Below are 19,835 nucleotides of genomic sequence, written 5' to 3' on the forward strand. Positions count from 1 at the left end.
CGCGGCGGGAGCGACCGGGCGGGCGGCACCCGCAGAGCCTGCCGACCTTTTCCGCATGGCCTGGTGCACCCTTCCTGAAGCCCGCCGCGTCACGGCCACGGAACTCTGAAATTCCGCGCCATCATATGCCGCTCGGTCACCAGTTCCCCTGCTCCACCCCAGGAGGCGACTCTGCTGGGCACGAGCATGAACCCCGACTCGTCCGCGATCGGCCATGTTGTGAACGGATGCGGCTTGTTCGGCTTCTGTTCACGATTTGATCACGATCCGAACATGATTGACCTGAGATCTGTTTATAGTTCTGGGTCGATCGAGCAGTACGGACCGGCCTCCCCCACCCGAGTCCTCACACTCACACCGCAAGCACCGCCCTTCCGGGCACGAAACAGCGAGGACTCGGACCAGGATGAGCCATGTCTCGACGCCCCAGCGCACCGACAGTGACGAGCCGTCCAGGCGCACCGGAGGGCGCGGACGCAAGCGCGAGCGGACGGGCAGACGTCGGATCTGGAGATGGATCCTGCTCGGCCTGGTCGTGGTCCTCGTGGCCGCCGGCGGCACCGGCTACTGGCTCTACAGGGACCTCGACGGCAACATCAAGGGCGTCGACATCGACAAAGCCATCGGTGACGACAGGCCCGAGAAGCTGCCCACCTCCGGACAGAACATCCTGATCCTGGGCTCCGACTCGCGCGCCGGTGCGAACGCGAAACTGAACACGGGCAATGTCTCCGGGGCGCGCTCCGACACCGCGATGGTGATGCACATACCCGAGGGTCGTACGAGGGCCGTTGCCGTCAGCATTCCGCGCGACACCCTCGTCACCCGGCCCGAGTGCACCAAGTCGGACGGCTCCACGGTGGCGCCCGCCAAGCGCGTGATGTTCAACTCCATCTACTCGCAGGTCGGTCCGGCCTGTGTGGTCAAGACGGTGGAGAAGATCTCCGGGGTCCGCATGGACCACTACGTCGAGATCGACTTCGCCGGCTTCAAGGGACTCGTGGACGCGATAGGCGGCGTGACCGTCACCGTCGACCAGGACATCCACGACACCTCCAGCGGCCTCAATCTCACTGCGGGTACCCACCGGCTGAACGGCACCCAGTCCCTGCAGTTCGTGCGCACCCGGCACGGCATCGGCGACGGCAGCGACCTCGGGCGCATCGGACTGCAGCAGCAGTTCATGATCGCCCTGCTGGGTGAGATCAAGAAGCAGGACCTGCTCGGGAGCCCCACCAAGACCTACAAGATCGCCGACAAGCTCACCGCGGCGCTCACCACCGACTCCGACCTCGCCTCGCTCACCAAGCTCTCGAAATTCGGCCGCAGCCTGAACGGTGTCGACCCGTCCAGCATGGAGACGATCATGCTTCCGGTGTCGTACGACAAGGTCGACCCGAACCGGGTGGTGGCCGCCGAACCGCAGGCGTCGACCCTGTGGAAGGCGATCCGCAACGACTCGGAGATTCCGGCCTCTGCGAAGAAGTCCCCCGCCACCGGCGGAACTTCCTGACGGCAGCCGCGAGAGAGACCGCAGGCCGGACGGCTCGGACGGTGTCCCGCGGCCGACCCGGTCTGCGGACGCGACCAGGCTGTGGACACACCGCAGCGACCGAGCCCGGCCGGCGGTGGGACACCAAGACTCCCCAGGAAGAACAGGGAAGCGCGCGGCCGGTTCAGATCTCCCGCCAAGCCTCCAGCGCCAGCCCCGCCTCCTCCTTGCGGCGGGTCAGGAGCAGGTGGCCCGATGAGGGGGACCGGGTCGCCGCCACCACCCGGCCGTCCTCGTCCAGCGTCGTCGACACCTCGGCGTCCACGGGGAGTTCGGGACCGGACTCGGCCCACCAGGCGCCCGCCGACTCCTGTTCCGTGGGGTAGGCGGCGAAGGCGACCCGGCCGCCGGCCGAGCGTTGGGCGAGCAACGTGCAGTCGTGGCCGTCCAGTTCGCAGCGGACGGCGGAGACCGGGCCGGGACCGGCGGCGGTCAGCACCGGGACGGGGGTGCCGCCCGGACGCCAGGCGCACAGGTCGCCGGAGTCGTCGGTGAAGAAGAGGGTGGTGCTCTGCGGGGAGGTGGCCAGCGCGCGGAGCGTGCCCGGGCGGACCGCCGCCTCCATCGCCTCCTCCAGGACCGGCTGGGCGCCCGGCTCCTCCTGCCGCCAGTGCAGGATCGCGCCGGGAACGGCGGCGTACAGCTCGACGCGTCCGGACTCCCCCGTGACCGCCGCGAGCCCCTCCTGGACCTCCCGCCCCTTGAGGTCGCGCCACGGGTCCCAGCCGCCCTTCTCCTTCTGGGCGATCATGCTCACCCCGCCGCCGAGGTTGCGGACGAAAACGTGCGCGCGGCCCTGGTCGTCCACGGCGACGGCGGGCGTGCCGGTGCGCTCGCCCTTCTTGTCGGGATGGCCGACCGGGCTCCAGTCCAGCGCGGCCAGCCGGGGCCGGAAGTGGGTGGAGTGGACGAGGCCCGACTCGCCGGACACGGTGGGCCGCCAGGCGATCAGATGGACGTAACCGTCGCTGCCCTGCCCGAGGGCGAGCCCGGCGTACAGCCGCTGCTCACCGCCCACCCGGCGGGGCGGGGCCCAGGGGCCGCCGGGGCCGCGCTCCGCCCGGCACAGGACGGCGTCGCCCGAGGGGAGATAGACACTGAGGCGGCCGTCTCGGCCGCGCGTGAGCCAGTCGCCGTTCACCGGATCACTGTATGTCGCGGCCTGGCCGTCCCCTTCGAGCGGGGGCACCCTCGTGCGACCCTTGTCTTATGGACGAGCCCACGGCCGGGAATCCCGCGCCTCTCGTGATCGTCGACGCCGCGAACGTCGTCGGATCGGTACCGGACGGCTGGTGGCGGGACCGGCGCGGGGCCGCGGAACGGCTGCGGGACCGGCTGGCGGCGGACGGCGTGCCGGGGCACGAGGGCCCGGTGGAGATCGTCCTCGTGGTCGAGGGCGGGGCCCGCGGGGTGGAGTCGGTGCCCGGCGTACGGGTCGAGTCGGCGCCCGGCAGCGGCGACGACCACATCGTCGCGCTGGTCGCGGGGGCGGGCGCGCGCCCCGTCCTCGTGGTCACCGCCGACCGGGAACTGCGGCGGCGGGTCGGCGAGTTGGGGGCGCAGGTGACGGGACCGCGGACGGTCCGGCCGTAGGAAGGGCACCGGTCACGCGAGCCCGGTGGACCGTACGGCCGTGGAAAACACCCGGCACCCGGGTCCCGTGGACCGCCCGGCCGTAGGAAAGGAACCGGTCACGCGAGCCCGGTGGACCGTACGGCCGTAGAAGAACACCCGTCACCCGGGCCCCGTGGACCGCCCGGCCGTAGGAAAGGCGCCGGTCACCCGAGCCCCCTGGAGCGCCCGGCCGCGGGAAAGGAACCGGCCCCGCGGGCGCCGCCGTGGTGGCGCCCGCGGGGCCGGGTGTCGAGCGGCGCGGCTACTCCGTGCTCGTGCCGGCCGGGGCCTGCTCCCGCCGTGCCAGACGGCTGTGGGAGCGGCCGTAGAGGAAGTACACGGCGAAGCCGATGACCATCCAGATGCCGAAGCGCAGCCAGGTCTCGGCCGGCAGGTTGAGCATCAGCCACAGCGAGGCGAGCACCGACACGATCGGCAGGACGGGCACCAGCGGGGTGCGGAAGGAGCGGGGCAGGTCGGGGCGGGTCCTGCGGAGGATGATCACGCCGATGGCGACCACGATGAACGCGAACAGCGTCCCGATGTTCACCAGTTCGGCCAGCTCGCTCAGGCTGGTGAAGCCGGCGAGGATCGCGATGATCACGCCGAGCAGGATGGTCGGCCGGTGCGGGGTCTTGAACCGCGGGTGGACGCGCGAGAAGAAGCGGGGCAGCAGCCCGTCACGGCTCATCGCGAAGAAGACCCGGGTCTGGCCGAGCAGCAGGATCATGCAGACCGTCGTCAGGCCGACGGCGGCGCCGAAGCTGATGAAGCCCGCGAACCAGGGATGCCCGGTGGCCTTGAACGCGTCGGCGAGCGGCGCGTCCACGGACAGCTTGGTGTAGTGCTGCATGCCGGTCACGACGATCGACACGGCGACGTAGAGGGTGGTGCAGATCAGGAGCGAGCCGAGGATGCCGCGGGGCATGTCGCGCTGCGGGTTGTTGGTCTCCTCGGCGGCCGTGGCCACCACGTCGAAGCCGATGAAGGCGAAGAACACGACGGAGGCGGCGGTGAAGATGCCCATCACGCCGAAGTTGGACGGCGCCCAGCCGAACATCAGCTGGATGAGCGGCGAGTCGAGGCCGCTGCCCGCGTCCACGGTCTTCGCCTTGGGGATGAACGGGTCGTAGTTGTCGCCGTTGATGAAGAAGGCACCCGCGATGATCACGACCATGACGACGGTCACCTTGATGGCGACCACGACGGCGGTGACGCGCGCGGAGAGCTTCGTGCCGACGACGAGGATGGCGGTGAGGACCAGGACGAGGGCGGCCGCGAGGATGTCGAAGCCGAAGCCGTCGGCTCCCTCGCGTCCGGTGAGCGCCGCCGGCAGGTGCCAGCCCGCGTTGTCCAGGAGCGAGGCGATGTAGCCGGACCAGCCGACCGCGACCACCGCGGTGCCGAGGGCGAACTCCAGGACCAGGTCCCAGCCGATGATCCAGGCGGGGAGTTCACCGAGGGAGGCGTACGAGAAGGTGTACGCGGAGCCGGCCACCGGGACGGTGGAGGCGAACTCGGCGTAGCAGAGCGCGGCGAGCGCGCAGACGACCCCGGCCGCGACGAAGGCCAGGGCGACCGCGGGGCCTGCGTTGTTCTTGGCCACCGTGCCGGTCAGTACGAAGATGCCGGTGCCGATGATGACACCGACGCCGAAGACGGTCAGGTCCAGCGCGGACAACGATTTCTTGAGCGCGTGCTCTGGCTCCTCGGTATCGAGGATGGACTGCTCGACCTTCTTCGTCCGGAAGAGGGTGCTGCTCACGGGTACCTCCCACGCTGTGTCGTCCTCGACATGATCGAGAGGGGGCGTAGACCGTATGCCCCGGCGCGGCCGGGTTCACGCAAACGGGCCGCTTCCACCACCCTTCACGGTGGCGGAAGCGGCCCATCCGGACGTGTCGCCCCGGTCAGTCGCGCGCGGACTCCACGGAGTCGACCTCGGCCGCCGTGCTGCCGTACCGACCGTCCAGCCGGGAGACGAGGCCGGTGACCTGGCGGGCGATGTCGGGGGCCGTGAGCCCGATCTCGGCCATGACCTCGGCGCGGGAGGCGTGGTCGAGGAAGCGCGGCGGGATGCCGAAGTCGCGCAGCGGGACGTCGACGCCCGCGTCACGCAGAGCCTGGGCGACCGCCGAGCCGACGCCGCCGACGCGGGAGTTGTCCTCGACGGTGACGACCACCCGGTGCCGCTCGGCGAGCGGGGCCATGGCCTCGTCGACGGGCTTGACCCAGCGCGGGTCGACCACGGTGGTGGTGATGCCCTGCCGGTCGAGCAGGCCGGCGATCTCCAGGCACATCGGCGCGAGGGCGCCCACGGAGACCAGCAGCACGTCCGGGGTGTCGGTGCCCGGCTCGCGCAGCACGTCCATACCGCCCACGCGGCCCACGGCGGGCACCGCGGGTCCCACGGCGCCCTTGGAGAAGCGGACCACGGTCGGCGCGTCGGTGACCTCGACGGCCTCGCGCAGCTGGGCGCGCACCTGGTCGGCGTCGCGCGGAGCGGCCAGTCGGAGACCCGGGACGACCTGGAGGATCGACATGTCCCACATGCCGTTGTGGGAGGCGCCGTCGGTGCCGGTGACGCCTGCCCGGTCCAGGACGAACGTCACCCCGCACTTGTGCAGCGCGACGTCCATCAGCACCTGGTCGAAGGCACGGTTGAGGAAGGTGGCGTACACCGCGAAGACGGGGTGCAGCCCGCCGGTCGCCAGTCCCGCCGCGGAGACGGCGGCGTGCTGCTCCGCGATGCCGACGTCGTACACCCGCTCCGGGAACGCCTTGGCGAACCTGTCGAGGCCGACCGGCTGCAGCATGGCGGCCGTGATGGCGACGATGTCCTCGCGCTCCTTGCCGAGCTTGACCATCTCCTCGCCGAAGACGCTGGTCCAGTCGGCGCCGGAGGTGGCGATCGGCAGGCCGGTGTCGGGGTGGATCTTGCCGACGGCGTGGAAGCGGTCCGCCTCGTCCTGGAGGGCCGGCTGGTAGCCGCGGCCCTTCTCGGTGAGGCAGTGCACGATGACCGGCCCGCCGAACCGCTTGGCGCGGGCCAGCGCGGACTCCAGTGCCTCGATGTCGTGGCCGTCGATCGGGCCGACGTACTTCAGACCGAGGTCCTCGAACATGCCCTGCGGGGCGATGAAGTCCTTCAGGCCCTTCTTGGCGCCGTGCAGGGTCTCGTAGAGGGGCCTGCCGACGACCGGGGTGCGCTCCAGGAGGTCCTTGCCCTTGGCCAGGAAGCGCTCGTAGCCGTCGGTGGTGCGCAGGGTCGCCAGGTGGTTGGCGAGGCCGCCGATGGTGGGCGCGTACGAGCGCTCGTTGTCGTTGACGACGATGACCAGCGGGCGGTCCCGGGCGTCGGCGATGTTGTTCAGCGCCTCCCAGGCCATGCCGCCGGTGAGGGCGCCGTCACCGATCACGGCGACGACGTGGTCGTCGCGTTTCAGCACCTGGTTGGCCTTCGCCAGGCCGTCGGCCCAGCCGAGGACCGTGGAGGCGTGCGAGTTCTCGATGACGTCGTGCTCGGACTCGGCCTGCGAGGGGTAGCCGGACAGGCCGCCCTTCATCTTCAGCCGGGAGAAGTCCTGGCGGCCGGTGAGCAGTTTGTGGACGTAGGACTGGTGACCGGTGTCCCAGAGCACCCTGTCCCTGGGCGACTCGAAGACGCGGTGCAGGGCGATGGTGAGCTCGACCACGCCGAGGTTCGGGCCGAGGTGGCCGCCGGTCTTGGAGACGGCGTCGACGAGGAAGGTCCGGATCTCCTCCGCCAGCTGGTCCAGCTGCTCCAGGCTGAGCCGGTCCAGATCACGCGGTCCCCTGATGCGGGTCAGCAGCGGCACCCGTGCCTCCTTGCAGTAGAGCTGTTGCCGGGCTTGTCGAGTCTAATGTTCCGCCTTTGTGCCCGGCGCCCGGGCGGTGCGTCATACGTCACGCGATCGGCTGTACCCACTATGCGCCTTGCCTACGACATGACTGTTGCCCGGCACCCTCTCGGGCACCGGGCAACATCGATCCTCAGGGGGGCGGGGAAGCGCGCTACCGGCCCTGACGGACCGGCAGGTCACGGCTCACCGCGGCGACACGGACCGGGCGCTTACGCGCGGCCGGAGGCCTTCTGGCTGCGACGCGACACCGAGTCGATGACGACCGCACCCAGCAGCACCGCACCGGTGATCATGTACTGGATCGAGGTGTTCATGTTGAGCAGGTCGAGTCCGGTCTGGATGGACTGGATGACCAGCATGCCCAGCAGGGCGGACCAGACAGTACCGCGACCGCCGAAGAGGCTCGTACCGCCGATGACCGCGGCGGCGATCGCCAGCATCAGCGTGTTGCCGCCACCGGCGTTCAGCGTGGCGCTCTGCGTCTGGCCGGCGAAGAACATACCGCCGACCGCCGCGAAGCCACCGGAGATGGCGAAGACGGTGATGCGGATCATGGACACGTTGATACCGGCACGGCGCGCGGCCTCGATGCCGCCACCGACCGCGAAGACCTTGCGGCCGTACGTGGTGCGGCGCAGCACGAAGTCCACGATCACCAGCGACGCCAGGAAGATCACCAGCGCGTTGGACACGCCGGCGGCCTGGTTCAGGACGTACGCGGAGACGAACGCGGCCACCGCGAGGGCGCCGACCCGCAGCGCGATCTCACTGGTGGGGCGGAACGGCACCCCGGCGGCCTTGCGGCGGCGCTGGTCGATGATCGAGCCGACCAGCATGGAGGCGACCCCGAGCCCGGCCAGCAGGTAGGCGCCGATGACGGCCTGGTCCATGAAGAACGAGCTCTGGCTGAGCAGGTGCACCGGACCCGTGTCCGGGATGTTGATGGTGCCGCTCGCGCCGAGCAGCCACAGCATCAGACCGTTCCAGCCGAGGAAGCCGGCCAGGGTGACCACGAAGGCCGGGACGCCGATCCGGGCGAAGAACCAGCCCTGCAGGGCGCCGATCAGGATGCCCGTGACGACGGCCAGCACCAGGGCGAGCCATGCGTTCACCCCGTGGTCGACCACGTAGACGGCGAACAGCGTGGACGCCAGGCCGCTGACGGAGCCGACGGACAGGTCGATCTCACCGAGCAGCAGCACGAACACCAGGCCGATGGCGAGCATGCCGGTGGCCGAGAGGTAGTAGCTGATGTTGGAGAGGTTGTCGGCGCTGAGGAAGCGGTCGTTCTGGAGCTGGAAGATCGTCCAGATGACGATCAGTCCGATGACCACCGGCAGCGAGCCGAGCTCGCCGCCCTTCACCTTGCGCTTGAACTCCGTCCAGTAGCCCTTGAGGCCCTCTTCGCGGATCAGCAGACGGGGGTCGACGACGGTGACGGGCGCGGCCGTCGGGTCGTCGGAGGGAGCCACGGTCTCCTGGACCGACTCCGGATCCTTCTTCACGGTCTTGGACGTGTCGCTCACTTTGCCGCCTCCGTGGTGCGACGCCCCGCACGGCGGGTCACGGCGTTTTCCGTGGCACCGGTGATCGCGGCGATGATCTCTTCGTGGGTGGTGTCCTTCACCGGGAAGGAACCGTTGTTCTTGCCCAGGCGCAGGACCGCGACGGTGTCGGCGACCGCCTTGACGTCGGCCATGTTGTGGCTGATGAGGATGACGCCGAGGTTGCGCTCGCGCAGCCGCTCGACGAGGTCGAGGACCTGCGCGGTCTGCTCGACGCCGAGGGCGGCGGTGGGCTCGTCGAGGATGACGATCTTGGGGTCGCCGATCAGCGCGCGGGCGATGGCGACCACCTGACGCTGGCCTCCGGAGAGGCTGGCGATCGGGATGCGGACGCTGGGGATGCGGATGGAGAGGGTGCTCAGCAGTTCCCGGGCGTTCTTCTCCATGGTGACCTCGTCGATGGTGCCGCGGTGCAGCAGCTCACGACCGAGGTAGAGGTTTCCGACGACGTCGAGGTTGTCGCACAGGGCGAGGTCCTGATAGACGGTCGCGACGCCGAGTCCCTGGGCGTCGTGCGGCCTGTTGATACTGACGGGCTTGCCGTCCCACTCGATGACGCCTTCGTCGATGGGGTGCACACCGGCGATCGTCTTGACCAGAGTGGACTTTCCGGCGCCGTTGTCGCCGACCAGCGCGACTACTTCTCCGGCGTGAACCTCCAGTTCGACATCGGTGAGTGCCTGTACCGCACCGAATCGCTTGGAGACTCCGCGCAACGCCAGCACGGGCGTAGCGGACACGTGAACCATCTCCTTCGCCGCCTGACCGGCGGGGATGCCGCGCTTGTTCGAAAGACGCGGAAAGTTGTGCCCGAAGGCACCGATTTACAAGATGAACATGCGCTCGACCGGTGCCTTTTGGCAACGGCAGAGCGGTTTTCCGGGCCGCGCGGCGCCGGTCATGTTTCCGTCCGGCGCCCGCCCCGCAGCGGGGTTGAAGGTGGGGCGGGCGCCGGACAGGCTCTGTGCGCCGTCGGGGCGGGTTCTCGGACCCGCCCCGCGCGACTGTCTACTCGAGGCCCGCCGACTTGCAGGCCGCGGCGTACGCCGAGGTGCAGATGTCCTGGACGGTGTAGAGACCGTCCTTGACGACGGTGTCCTTGATGTTGTCCTTCGTGACCGAGACCGGGGTCAGCAGCTGCGAGGGCACCTTGTCGCCGGAGCCGCTGGTCAGCGTCTCGGTGGCCAGGTCGGAGATGCTCTTGCCCTGGAGCAGGTTGACCGCGAGCGTGGCGGCCGCCTCGGCCTCCGGCTTGAAGGCCTTGTAGACGGTGCTGGACTGGGTACCAGCGACGATGCGCTGGATACCGGCGAGCTCCGCGTCCTGACCGGTCAGCGGGATGCCGGAGATCTTGGCGCCCTTGAGCGTGGTGGCGATACCACCGGCCATGCCGTCGTTGGCCGCGTAGACGCCCGCGATGTTCTTGGCACCGAGCTGCGTGATGGCCGCGGACATCTTCTGGGCGGCGACGGTGTCCTTCCACAGACCCGACTGCTCGTACGCGATGTTGACCTTGCCGTCGAGGGCCTCGTGGGCGCCCTTCTTGAACTGCGCGGCGTTCGGGTCGGCGTCGTCACCGTTGATCATGACGACCTTGGCCTTCGGCGTGGCCTTCGAGCCCAGCGCGTCGACCAGCGCCTGGCCCTGGAGCTTGCCGACCTCGACGTTGTCGAAGGAGACGTACGCGGAGACCGGGCCCTGGGCGAGGCGGTCGTACGCGATGACCTTGATGCCCTTGTCGACCGCGGTCTTGATGGAGGACTTGATGGCCGCGGAGTCCTGGGCGCTGATCACGATGACCTTGACGCCCTTGGTGATCATGCTGCTGACCTGCTGGGCCTGCTTGGCCGAGTCGGCGTTGGCGTTGGCGTACTGCACGGTGCAGTCCGAGCAGAGCGCCTTGACCTTGTCCACGAAGTACGGCTTGTCGAACTTCTCGTACCGCGCCGTGACACTGTCGGGCAGGAGCAGGCCGATCGACTTGTTGTCCGAGCCGCTGCTGCTGCCGCTGTCGGAGTCCTTGTCGCCGGCCTTGCCACAGGCGGCGATCGAGACGGCCATCGCGGAGGCGATGACGGCAACGGCTGCACGACGCATATGCGTGTTCACTTCAGAAACCTCCCTGACGAGGCCGCGTCGTTGCGGCCGAGGTGGCTGGAAGTCTTCTCGGGCACGAGTGCGACGTCAAGAAGTAAATACTTAACGAGATGGCAACGGCGTCGTGCGTTCTCTAAGTGAAGGCAGGGGTTGCCGTAGACAGCGTGCCGTCCAAAAGGGTCGAATCCCCCATCTCGCTGAGCGCGAGAGCGAGGGCTCCGAGCACCTCCGCACGGCCCCCAAGTGCCCCGGGGAGAACGGACAGTTGACGTGCCGCACTAGGGATCGCATAGCGACCGACAGACTCCCTGATCGGCCCGAGCACCAGCTCTCCGGCCTCGGCGAGATCACCGCCCAGGACCACTCGGCTCGGGTTCAGCAGATTGCAGAGATTGGCGACTCCACTACCGATGTGTCGGCCGACGTCGGCGATCACGCGACGGCAGCCCGGATCTCCGTCCCGCGCCAGCCGCACGACGCCTTCCATCGTCAGGTCGGTGCCGTGACTGGACTGGAGAAGTGGCAGCACATAGCGTGCGGCCGCAAAGGTTTCCAGGCAGCCCCGGTTACCGCACCGGCAGACGGGACCGGATTCGTCAAGTGTAATATGTCCGATTTCTCCCGCAGTACCACCAGGCCCGCGATAGATCGTCCCGTTGATCACCAGACCGGCGCCGACACCGCTCGCGACCTTGATGTAGGCCAGGTCGCGAACCCCCCGGCCACTGCCCCAGACCAGCTCCCCCAGGGCGCCGAGATTGGCGTCGTTGTCCACGTGCACGGGCACGCCGAGCCGTCCCCCCAGCTCCTCGGCGGGTTTGGTGCCGATCCAGCCCGGCAGGATCGCGGAGGAGCCGAGGGAGCCGGACTCGACGTCGATCGGGCCGGGTACGCCCAGGCCGATACCGGCGATCTTGGACCGGTCGACCCCCGTTGCTGCAATCAGGCGACTGACCAGCTCTTCGGCCCGGTCGAAGCCCTGGGTCGAGGAGGCGTCCACGTCCAGCGGCTCGGACTCCTCGGCCAGCACCTGGTGGGCGAGGTTCCCGACCGCGACGCGCAAATGCGTGTGCCCGAAGTCGACTCCTATGACGATGCCGGCGTCCCCGCTCAGGGAGACGCTCCGCGCCCGCCGGCCGCCCGCCGAAGTGGGCGTGACCTCGACGGTTCCACCGTCCTTGAGTTCGCGCACGATGTTGGAGACGGTCGCTGCGGACAGGCCCGTCGTCCGCGCGATCTCCGCCTGCGTGAGGGACCCGGCCAGCCGCACGGCTCGTACGACCCGCTCCAGGTTGGCTCGGTGCAGCGACGACTGCGACCCTGGAGTCTCCACGACGACCTCCCGCGCGCGGGACCGCTTCGATGAGGCCCCGTCTATGTCCAACAAGTGAACTCTAAGCTGAGCCGTTCGGGTTGCCTCCCGTCAAGAGGTTGAACCCAATCGGAGACCTCGCACACGTCTGCGCACGCCGTCCCGGAGGCCCGGAACAGCGTGCACACGCGGGGTCGCTCAGCGCTGTCTACTTGAGGGTGGCCGAGGTCAGGCCCGCCTGCACCTGACGCTGGAAGGACAGGTACACCACGAGCATCGGGATCATCGCGATGGTCACGCCGGCGAACAGAACGGGCAGGTCGGAGGCGTAACCCATCTGCTGCTGGAGCTGGATGAGGCCCTGGGTCAGGACGTAGCGCTCGGGATCGTCGCCACTCTGCGGCTGCATCAGGACCGTCGGCAGGATGAACTGGTTCCACTGGCCCAGCAGGTTGAAGATCCCGACGCTGATCAGTCCCGGTTTCGCCATCGGCAGCATCACCTGGAAGAAGGTCCGGGTGTGCGAGGCGCCGTCGAGCACCGCCGCCTCGAAGACGGCCGTGGGCAGGGTCCGGAAGAACGCGTGCATGAAGAACACCGTGAACGGCATCGAGTAGGCGACGTACACGAGGATCAGGCCCTGGTAGGTGTTCAGCATGTCCAGGCGCTTGACCATGAAGAACAGCGGGACCAGGGCCAGGAAGACGGGGAACATCGCGCCCGCGACGAAGAAGTAGTACAGGAACCGGTTGCCCGGGAAGCTGTAGCGGGCGATCACGTAGGCGGCCATCGAGCCGAACAGCATCGTCAGCGGTACCGAGAACACCAGCACGATGAGGGTGTTCAGGAAGTAGTCGCCGATGCCCTTGTCCCAGGCTCGCGAGAACACGTCCAGCGACCAGTGCTGCGGCCAGCCGAAGGCCGAGCCGCCGATCTGCGCGTCGGTCTTGAAGGAGCTGTACACGAGCCACAGCAGCGGCAGCACGATCAGCAGGGCCCACAGGGCCAGGAAGCCGTGCGAGAAGGCGTTCAGCACGACGCCCTCACGGCGGGGGGCGCCGGGCCGGGCCGGGGCCCCGCCGGCGGTCCGCCGGACGGGGAGCTCGGTGGGCTCCTTGATGGGTGCACTCATCGTCGTCGTCTCTCCCGCTCAGAACTCGATGCGCTCACGGCGGGTGGCGCGCAGCGTGACCACGGACAGAACAAGGGTGAGCAGCAGCATGACCACGCCCATGGCACAGGCGTAACCGCTCTTCCCGAAGTAGAGGAAGTTGCGCATCATCACGGTCGACATGACGTCGCTGTCGTGATCGGGACCGCCGCCGTACGCGCCCATGCTCGCGGTCATGGAGGAGACCAGCACGAACATGTCCATCGCCACGATGCCCAGGTACACCCAGGCGGTCTGCACGGTGTCCCACAGCAGCGGCAGGGTGATGCGGAAGAAGGACTGGGCGCGGCCCGCGCCGTCGATCAGGGCGGCCTCGTAGATGTCCCTGGGGATCGATTGCAGGGCCGCCGAGAACAGCACCAGGTAGAAGCCGACGCCGTGCCAGACGACGACCAGGATGAGGGCCCAGCGGACGATCCCGGGCTCGTTGAGCCATTCGACCGGGCTGTTGGCGTCGACCAGCCCGAGTTTGATGAGCAGGCCGTTGAGCATGCCGCCGCCGTCGCTGCGGTACACGGCGTTGAAGAGCACCGCGAGAATCGCCAGCGACAGCACCTGCGGGAAGAAGTAGACGATCTTGTAGAAGGAGGATCCGGCGACCCCGCTGACCCCGCCGGCGCGGCTGCGGCCACCCGCGTTCACCATGAAGGCGAAGAAGAGCGCGAACAGGATGGTGATCACCGGGATGAACACCAGGAACTGGATGTTGTGCCAGATGGCCTTCTGGAAGACGTCGTCCTGGAACAGGGCCCGGTAGTTGTCCAGTCCGACGAACTTGAAGGTCTGCGACTGCCCCTTCCAGTCGGTCAGCGAATAGCCGATCGTCTGGATGTACGGCCAGATGACGAAGACCAGGTAAAGCGCCACGGGAACGAGGAGAAATCCCGCGACGAACCTGTACTGCCCTTTGCGCATGGCGTTCCTGCCCCTGGTGTCCTGACTCCGGGCCGGAGGGGTCCGGCCCGGAGTCCGTACGGCTGGTCGCGTGATCAGTCGCGGTGGTTCTTCTTGGACGCCGGGTCCTTGGCCGCCTTGTCCACCGCGGCCTGGGCCCGCTTCAGCCACTCCTTGGGCTGGATGCGCTTGGCCATGAGCTCGTTGGACGCGGCCTCGATGGAGGCGCCCATCTCGCTGTACCACTCCGTGTACAGGAAGCGGAAGGTGTTGTCGCCGGCCGCCTTGGACGCCTCGACCGTGGACTGGGTGCCCGGGCGCAGCTGGACGCCCGCGTCGACGCCGTCCTTGAGGATGGTCAGCGAGTTCGCCTCCTTGGCGAACAGCGTCGACCACTCCTTGGACAGCATCCGCCGCGCGAACTCCTGGGCGGCGGGAAGGTTCTTGGCCTTCTTCGGGATGATGAACGGCTCACCGGAGCCGGCCCGGATCGCCTCGAACGGCATCGCGCTGTCCGGCAGCAGCGGCATCGGCATGAACTTCATGTCGAAGTCGTCCGGGGTCTGCTTGAGCTGTTCGTTCTCCAGCCAGGAACCACAGGTGATGAACGCGGCCTTGTACTGGTTCCAGCGGGTCTGGGACTCGGTGTGGGTCAGGCCGTTCGTTCCGGGCATCAGATAGCCCTTCTCGACGACCTCGTAGATCGCCTCGATGCCCGCCTGCGCGGCGTCGGAGCCGACGAACGCCTTCGGGTCGAGGTTGTCGATCGCCTTCATGGCGTCCAGACCGCCCTTCTTGGCGATCAGGTCCATGATGGCGACGTTGATGTAGTACGGGTATTTGCCCTGGTGGGCGAGGCCGCCGATGTTCTGGGACTTGGCGTCCTTGCAGATGGCGAGGAAGTCGGCCCAGGTCTTGGGCTCCTCCCAGCCCTTCTCCTTGAAGAGCTTGCCGGAGTACCACAGGCCCCACACCGTGTAGATGTAGTTGAGCGCGACGACCTTGCCCTCCTGCAGGCCCGGGTCGAGGGTGCCGGGGATCAGGGTGTCGCGGACCTTCTTGGAGGGGTCGTCGACCGAGGGCGAGTCCAGGACCCCGGCGAGGTCGAGCAGTTGGCCGTTCCGGTAGAGGACGTCGACCTTGATCTGCTGGGCGCCGGAGTCGTCGACGATGTCCGGCGGGTTGCCGGCGTTGAAGCGCGGCTGGAGCTTGCCGGTGATCTCCTGGGTGCCGGTGTGGGTGGAGGTGACGCCGAGCTTCTTCTGGAAGTCGGCCTCCCACGCCTTGGCGTACGCGTCGCCGTAACCGCCCTTGAAGATGACGACGTCGAGCTTGCCGCCCTTCTCCACGCCGAAGGGGTTCTCCTTGGTCGTCTTGCCCTTGGAGGTGTTGTCGCCGGAGTCGTCGTCTCCCCCGCCGCTGGCACACGCGGACAGGAAGCTCATCGTCGGTACGGCGATCAGGCCGAGGGCGGCCGACCGTCTGATCAGGTCACGGCGTCCGACACCTGCGGAGCCGTTGCTCACGGAGCTGTTGTTCTCGGAGCTGTGGTTCTGAGAGCTGTGGTTCTCGGAGCCGTTGTTCTCGGAGGTGGATCCCATGCTCAAGTCCTCGCCTTCTCCAGGACTCAGGCGGTGAACCGGATCTCCGGGCACCGCGAACGGGTCGAGCTGGGTCGTGCAGGAAATGCGAATCGGGTGAATTGCCGACAGGTATAGTCCACTTCCCGCCAGCAGAGCAAGATCGAATGCGAGGTTGGCCATTTGTCTTATCCGAAGTGAGACCTCACGGAAATATGAGCCGACTGTGGGCGTCCTGCCGGAAAAATCCATGACATAGACCCCGAATGCCACACCCAACGCCCTTGACACAACTGAGTACTTGGGCCACAACTGATCCTTGCGCCACGAAGCTGACAACGTTGTCCCGCGCAGGGAGGGTGCTCGCAGATGCAGCACGGAGCTCGGCACAGATCGGTGGTCGTGTTGGCGGCCGCATTCGCTTTGACGATGGGCTCGGCCGGGGCGGCGGTCGCGCTGCCGGCGGCCGGGGCGACCGCGGACCCGGGGTTCGCCTCCTCCTTCGAGGCGGGCGATCCCGCGCCCGACTGGCTCAGCACCGTCGACACCGCGCCGGACGGCGGCAAGGCCGCCTCCGGCGTCGACGGCGGCTACAGCAGCGGCATCCCGGGCAACGTGACCGACCATGTCACCGACGTCAGGGCCGACGGCGAGAACACGGGCGGCGGCGAGGTGAAGGAGAACCTCGTCGACAGCGAACCGGGTACGAAGTGGCTGACCTTCGCCGCCACGGGCTGGGCCGAGTTCGACCTGGACAAACCGGTCAAACTAGCTACATACGCACTCACTTCGGCCAACGACCACGACGAGCGCGACCCCGTGGACTGGACGCTCCAGGGGTCGGACGGCAAGGACTGGAAAACCCTGGACACACGCTCCGGGGAGGCCTTCACCGAACGGTTCCAGACAAAGTCGTACGACCTCGCCGAACCGGCCGAGTTCCAGCACTTCCGGCTCGACATCACGAAGAACAACGGCGGGGACATCCTCCAGCTCGCGGACATCCAGTTCTCCACGGGCGGCGGCAACGGTCCGGTACCGCAGGACATGCTCTCCCTGGTCGACCGGGGCCCGAGCGGCTCCCCCACCGCGAAGTCGGGCGCCGGCTTCACCGGGAAGCGGGCGCTGCGCTACGCCGGCCGGCACACCGCGGACGGACGGGCGTACTCGTACAACAAGATCTTCGACGTGAACGTGGCGGTGGGCCGGGACACCGAGCTGTCGTACCGGATCTTCCCGTCGATGGCCGACGGCGACCGGGACTACGACGCCACGAACGTGTCGGTGGACCTCGTCTTCACCGACGGCAGCCGGCTGAGCGACCTCAAGGCGACCGACCAGCACGGGTTCGCGCTGACTCCGCAGGGACAGGGCGCCTCCAAGGTCCTGTACGTCAACCAGTGGAACAGCGTGGTCGCGGGCATCGGGTCGGTCGCGGCGGGCCGGACGGTCGACCGGATCCTCGTCGCCTACGACTCCCCCGGCGGGCCGGCGAAGTTCCGCGGCTGGCTGGACGACGTGACGCTGAAGGCGGCGGCGCCCCAGAAGCCGAAGGCCCACCTGTCGGACTACGCGCTCACCACCCGCGGCACCAACTCCAGCGGCAGCTTCTCGCGCGGCAACAACTTCCCGGCGACCGCCGTACCGCACGGCTTCAACTTCTGGACGCCGGTGACCAACGCCTCCTCGCTGAGCTGGCTGTACGACTACGCACGCGGGAACAACGCGGACAACCTGCCGACGATCCAGGCCTTCAGCGCCAGCCACGAGCCGAGCCCCTGGATGGGTGACCGGCAGACCTTCCAGGTCATGCCGTCCGTCGCGGCCGGCACCCCGCAGACCGGCCGGGAAGCACGGGAACTCGCGTTCCGGCACGAGAACGAGACCGCGCGGCCGTACTACTACGGGGTCCGGTTCGAGAACGGGCTCAAGGCGGAGATGACGCCGACCGACCACGCGGCCGCCCTGCGCTTCACCTACCCCGGTGACGACGCGAGCGTGCTCTTCGACAACGTGACGGACCAGGCGGGTCTGACCCTCGACAAGTCCGCCGGCGTGCTCACCGGCTACTCGGACGTGAAGTCGGGGCTGTCGACCGGAGCCACCCGGCTCTTCGTGTACGGGGTCTTCGACAAGCCGGTGACCGAGGGCGACTCGAGCGGGGTCAAGGGCTACCTGCGGTTCGCCGCGGGCCAGGACCGCACGGTCACCCTCCGGCTGGCGACCTCCCTCATCAGCCTCGACCAGGCGAAGGACAACCTGCGCCAGGAGATCCCGGACGGCACCTCCTTCGAGACGGTGCGCTCGCAGGCACAGCGGTCCTGGGACCGGATCCTCGGCAAGGTCGAGGTGAAGGGCGCCACCCCGGACCAGCTGACCACGCTGTACTCCAGCCTGTACCGGCTGTACCTCTACCCCAACTCCGGTTTCGAGAAGGTGGGTTCGAAGTACCAGTACGCGTCCCCGTTCTCGCCGATGCCGGGCCCCGACACCCCGACGCACACCGGCGCGAAGATCGTGGACGGCAAGGTGTACGTCAACAACGGCTTCTGGGACACCTACCGGACCACCTGGCCCGCCTACTCGCTGCTGACCCCGTCCCAGGCGGGCACGATGGTCGACGGGTTCGTGCAGCAGTACAAGGACGGCGGCTGGACCTCCCGCTGGTCCTCCCCCGGCTACGCGGACCTCATGACGGGCACCTCCTCGGACGTCGCCTTCGCGGACGCGTACGTCAAGGGCGTCGGCTTCGACGCGAAGTCGGCGTACGAGGCCGCCCTGAAGAACGCGACCGTCGTGCCGCCCACCTCGGGCGTCGGCCGCAAGGGCATGGCGACCTCCCCCTTCCTCGGCTACACCAGCACCGACACCCACGAGGGCCTGTCCTGGGCGCTGGAGGGCTACCTCAACGACTACGGCATCGCCCGGATGGGCAAGGCCCTCTACGACAGGACCGGCGAGAAGCGCTACAAGGAGGAGTCGGAGTACTTCCTCGACCGCGCCCAGGACTACGTCAACCTCTTCGACCCGAAGGCGGGCTTCTTCCAGGGCCGCGACGCGAAGGGCGACTGGCGCGTCGACTCGGCGAAGTACGACCCCCGCGTGTGGGGCTACGACTACACCGAGACCAACGGCTGGGGCTACGCCTTCACCGCCCCGCAGGACAGTCGCGGCCTGGCCAACCTGTACGGCGGCCGCGGCGGGCTCGCGGACAAGCTCGACAGCTACTTCGCCACCCCGGAGACGGCCTCCCCGGACTTCGTCGGGTCCTACGGCGGGGTCATCCACGAGATGACGGAGGCCCGGGACGTACGGATGGGCATGTACGGACACTCCAACCAGGTCGCCCACCACGTGAACTACATGTACGACGCGGCGGGGCAGCCGTGGAAGACGCAGCGCAACGTCCGCGAGGTGCTGTCGCGGCTGTACTCCGGCAGTGACATCGGGCAGGGGTACCACGGCGACGAGGACAACGGCGAGCAGTCGGCCTGGTACCTGTTCTCCGCGCTGGGCTTCTACCCGCTGGTGCTGGGCAGCGGCGAGTACGCCGTGGGCTCCCCGTTGTTCACCCAGGCGACGGTCCACCTGGAGAACGGCCGGGACCTGGTCGTCAAGGCGCCGAAGAACAGCACCCGGAACGTGTACGTGCAGGGGCTGCGGGTCAACGGCCGGGGCTGGACCTCGACCTCACTCCCCCACTCGCTGCTCGCCAAGGGCGGGGTGCTGGAGTTCGACATGGGCCCGCGACCGTCCAAGTGGGGCACCGGCAGGAACGCGGCGCCCCCGTCGATCACCCGGGACGACGAGGTGCCGACTCCCCGCGAGGACGTGCTCGACGGTGACGGGGCCCTGTTCGACAACACCTCGGCGACGGACGCGACGGTCACCTCGGCCGTGGACCTGCCGGTGTCCGGACCCGCGAAGGCGGTCCAGTACACGCTGACCTCGTCGGCGGACCGTACGAAGGCACCGACCGGCTGGACGCTCCAGGGGTCCGCGGACGGAACGAAGTGGCGGACCCTGGACGAGCGCTCCGGACAGGCGTTCGCGTGGGACCGGCAGACCCGCGCGTTCTCGGTGAGGTCACCGGGCACGTACCAGAAGTACCGCCTGGTCCTCACCGGCGAGGCGACCGTGTCGGAGGTCGAACTCCTGGCCTGAGC

The 19,835-nt window shown here is 68.5% G+C and carries 13 protein-coding genes; 3 read left to right on the forward strand and 10 right to left on the reverse strand.

Annotated features, from left to right (window positions below):
• The first annotated feature begins 406 nt into the window (after positions 1–406).
• Positions 407–1,513: an LCP family protein gene (locus OG985_RS13690; protein ID WP_371668597.1), complete on the forward strand. Its 1,107-nt coding sequence runs from the start codon at positions 407–409 to the stop codon at positions 1,511–1,513.
• A gap of 163 nt (positions 1,514–1,676) precedes the next feature.
• Here the strand turns inward: OG985_RS13690 and OG985_RS13695 are convergent, their stop codons facing one another.
• Positions 1,677–2,693: a hypothetical protein gene (locus OG985_RS13695; protein WP_371668598.1), complete on the reverse strand. Its 1,017-nt coding sequence runs from the start codon at positions 2,691–2,693 to the stop codon at positions 1,677–1,679.
• A gap of 68 nt (positions 2,694–2,761) precedes the next feature.
• Between OG985_RS13695 and OG985_RS13700 the strand changes: the two genes are divergently transcribed.
• Positions 2,762–3,145: an NTP pyrophosphohydrolase gene (locus tag OG985_RS13700; RefSeq protein ID WP_371668599.1), complete on the forward strand. Its 384-nt coding sequence runs from the start codon at positions 2,762–2,764 to the stop codon at positions 3,143–3,145.
• Positions 3,146–3,428: 283 nt separating this feature from the next.
• Here OG985_RS13700 and OG985_RS13705 read toward each other — a convergent pair whose 3' ends face one another.
• The 9 genes from OG985_RS13705 to ngcE all read right to left on the reverse strand — a co-directional run bounded on the left by OG985_RS13705 (position 3,429) and on the right by ngcE (position 15,690).
• A complete protein-coding gene (locus tag OG985_RS13705) occupies positions 3,429–4,931 on the reverse strand; it encodes an amino acid permease (RefSeq protein WP_371668600.1) in 1,503 nt (500 codons plus the stop codon).
• A 145-nt stretch (positions 4,932–5,076) separates the two neighbouring features.
• Positions 5,077–7,005 (reverse strand): 1-deoxy-D-xylulose-5-phosphate synthase, encoded by a 1,929-nt coding sequence (gene dxs, locus OG985_RS13710; protein WP_371668601.1) that lies wholly within the window; start codon positions 7,003–7,005, stop codon positions 5,077–5,079.
• 254 nt (positions 7,006–7,259) lie between these two features.
• A complete protein-coding gene (locus OG985_RS13715; RefSeq protein ID WP_371668602.1) occupies positions 7,260–8,576 on the reverse strand; it encodes a sugar ABC transporter permease in 1,317 nt (438 codons plus the stop codon).
• A complete protein-coding gene (locus OG985_RS13720; RefSeq protein WP_371668603.1) occupies positions 8,573–9,364 on the reverse strand; it encodes an ATP-binding cassette domain-containing protein in 792 nt (263 codons plus the stop codon). Before OG985_RS13720 ends, OG985_RS13715 begins: the two co-directional genes overlap by 4 nt.
• A gap of 259 nt (positions 9,365–9,623) precedes the next feature.
• Complete coding sequence (locus OG985_RS13725; protein WP_371674362.1) at positions 9,624–10,712, reverse strand: sugar ABC transporter substrate-binding protein; 1,089 nt, start codon at positions 10,710–10,712, stop codon at positions 9,624–9,626.
• 133 nt (positions 10,713–10,845) lie between these two features.
• Positions 10,846–12,045, reverse strand: a complete 1,200-nt coding sequence (locus tag OG985_RS13730) for an ROK family transcriptional regulator (RefSeq protein ID WP_371668604.1) — start codon at positions 12,043–12,045, stop codon at positions 10,846–10,848.
• Positions 12,046–12,232: 187 nt separating this feature from the next.
• Positions 12,233–13,156 carry a carbohydrate ABC transporter permease gene (locus OG985_RS13735; RefSeq protein ID WP_371668605.1) on the reverse strand — a complete coding sequence of 308 codons (924 nt, stop codon included), beginning with the start codon at positions 13,154–13,156 and terminating at the stop codon, positions 12,233–12,235.
• A gap of 18 nt (positions 13,157–13,174) precedes the next feature.
• Positions 13,175–14,110 carry a carbohydrate ABC transporter permease gene (locus OG985_RS13740; protein WP_371668606.1) on the reverse strand — a complete coding sequence of 312 codons (936 nt, stop codon included), beginning with the start codon at positions 14,108–14,110 and terminating at the stop codon, positions 13,175–13,177.
• A 74-nt stretch (positions 14,111–14,184) separates the two neighbouring features.
• Entirely contained in the window at positions 14,185–15,690 is a 1,506-nt protein-coding gene (ngcE, locus tag OG985_RS13745) for an N-acetylglucosamine/diacetylchitobiose ABC transporter substrate-binding protein (protein WP_371668607.1), read from the reverse strand.
• A gap of 408 nt (positions 15,691–16,098) precedes the next feature.
• On the opposite strand from ngcE, the gene OG985_RS13750 reads away from it, so the two are divergent.
• A complete protein-coding gene (locus OG985_RS13750) occupies positions 16,099–19,833 on the forward strand; it encodes a GH92 family glycosyl hydrolase (protein ID WP_371668608.1) in 3,735 nt (1,244 codons plus the stop codon).
• Positions 19,834–19,835 lie beyond the last annotated feature (2 nt).

This window comes from Streptomyces sp. NBC_00289 (assembly GCF_041435115.1).
In the GTDB taxonomy this organism is placed as follows: Bacteria; Actinomycetota; Actinomycetes; order Streptomycetales; family Streptomycetaceae; genus Streptomyces.

Bases quoted from the DNA above. Each gene is read 5' to 3' on its own strand.
- OG985_RS13690 (WP_371668597.1), top strand. From the start codon at position 407: ATGAGCCATGTCTCGACGCCCCAGCGCACCGACAGTGACGAGCCGTCC.
- OG985_RS13700 (WP_371668599.1), top strand. From the start codon at position 2,762: ATGGACGAGCCCACGGCCGGGAATCCCGCGCCTCTCGTGATCGTCGAC.
- OG985_RS13720 (WP_371668603.1), bottom strand. From the start codon at position 9,364: ATGGTTCACGTGTCCGCTACGCCCGTGCTGGCGTTGCGCGGAGTCTCC.
- OG985_RS13725 (WP_371674362.1), bottom strand. From the start codon at position 10,712: ATGCGTCGTGCAGCCGTTGCCGTCATCGCCTCCGCGATGGCCGTCTCG.
- OG985_RS13735 (WP_371668605.1), bottom strand. From the start codon at position 13,156: ATGAGTGCACCCATCAAGGAGCCCACCGAGCTCCCCGTCCGGCGGACC.
- OG985_RS13740 (WP_371668606.1), bottom strand. From the start codon at position 14,110: ATGCGCAAAGGGCAGTACAGGTTCGTCGCGGGATTTCTCCTCGTTCCC.
- ngcE (WP_371668607.1), bottom strand. From the start codon at position 15,690: ATGGGATCCACCTCCGAGAACAACGGCTCCGAGAACCACAGCTCTCAG.
- OG985_RS13750 (WP_371668608.1), top strand. From the start codon at position 16,099: ATGGGCTCGGCCGGGGCGGCGGTCGCGCTGCCGGCGGCCGGGGCGACC.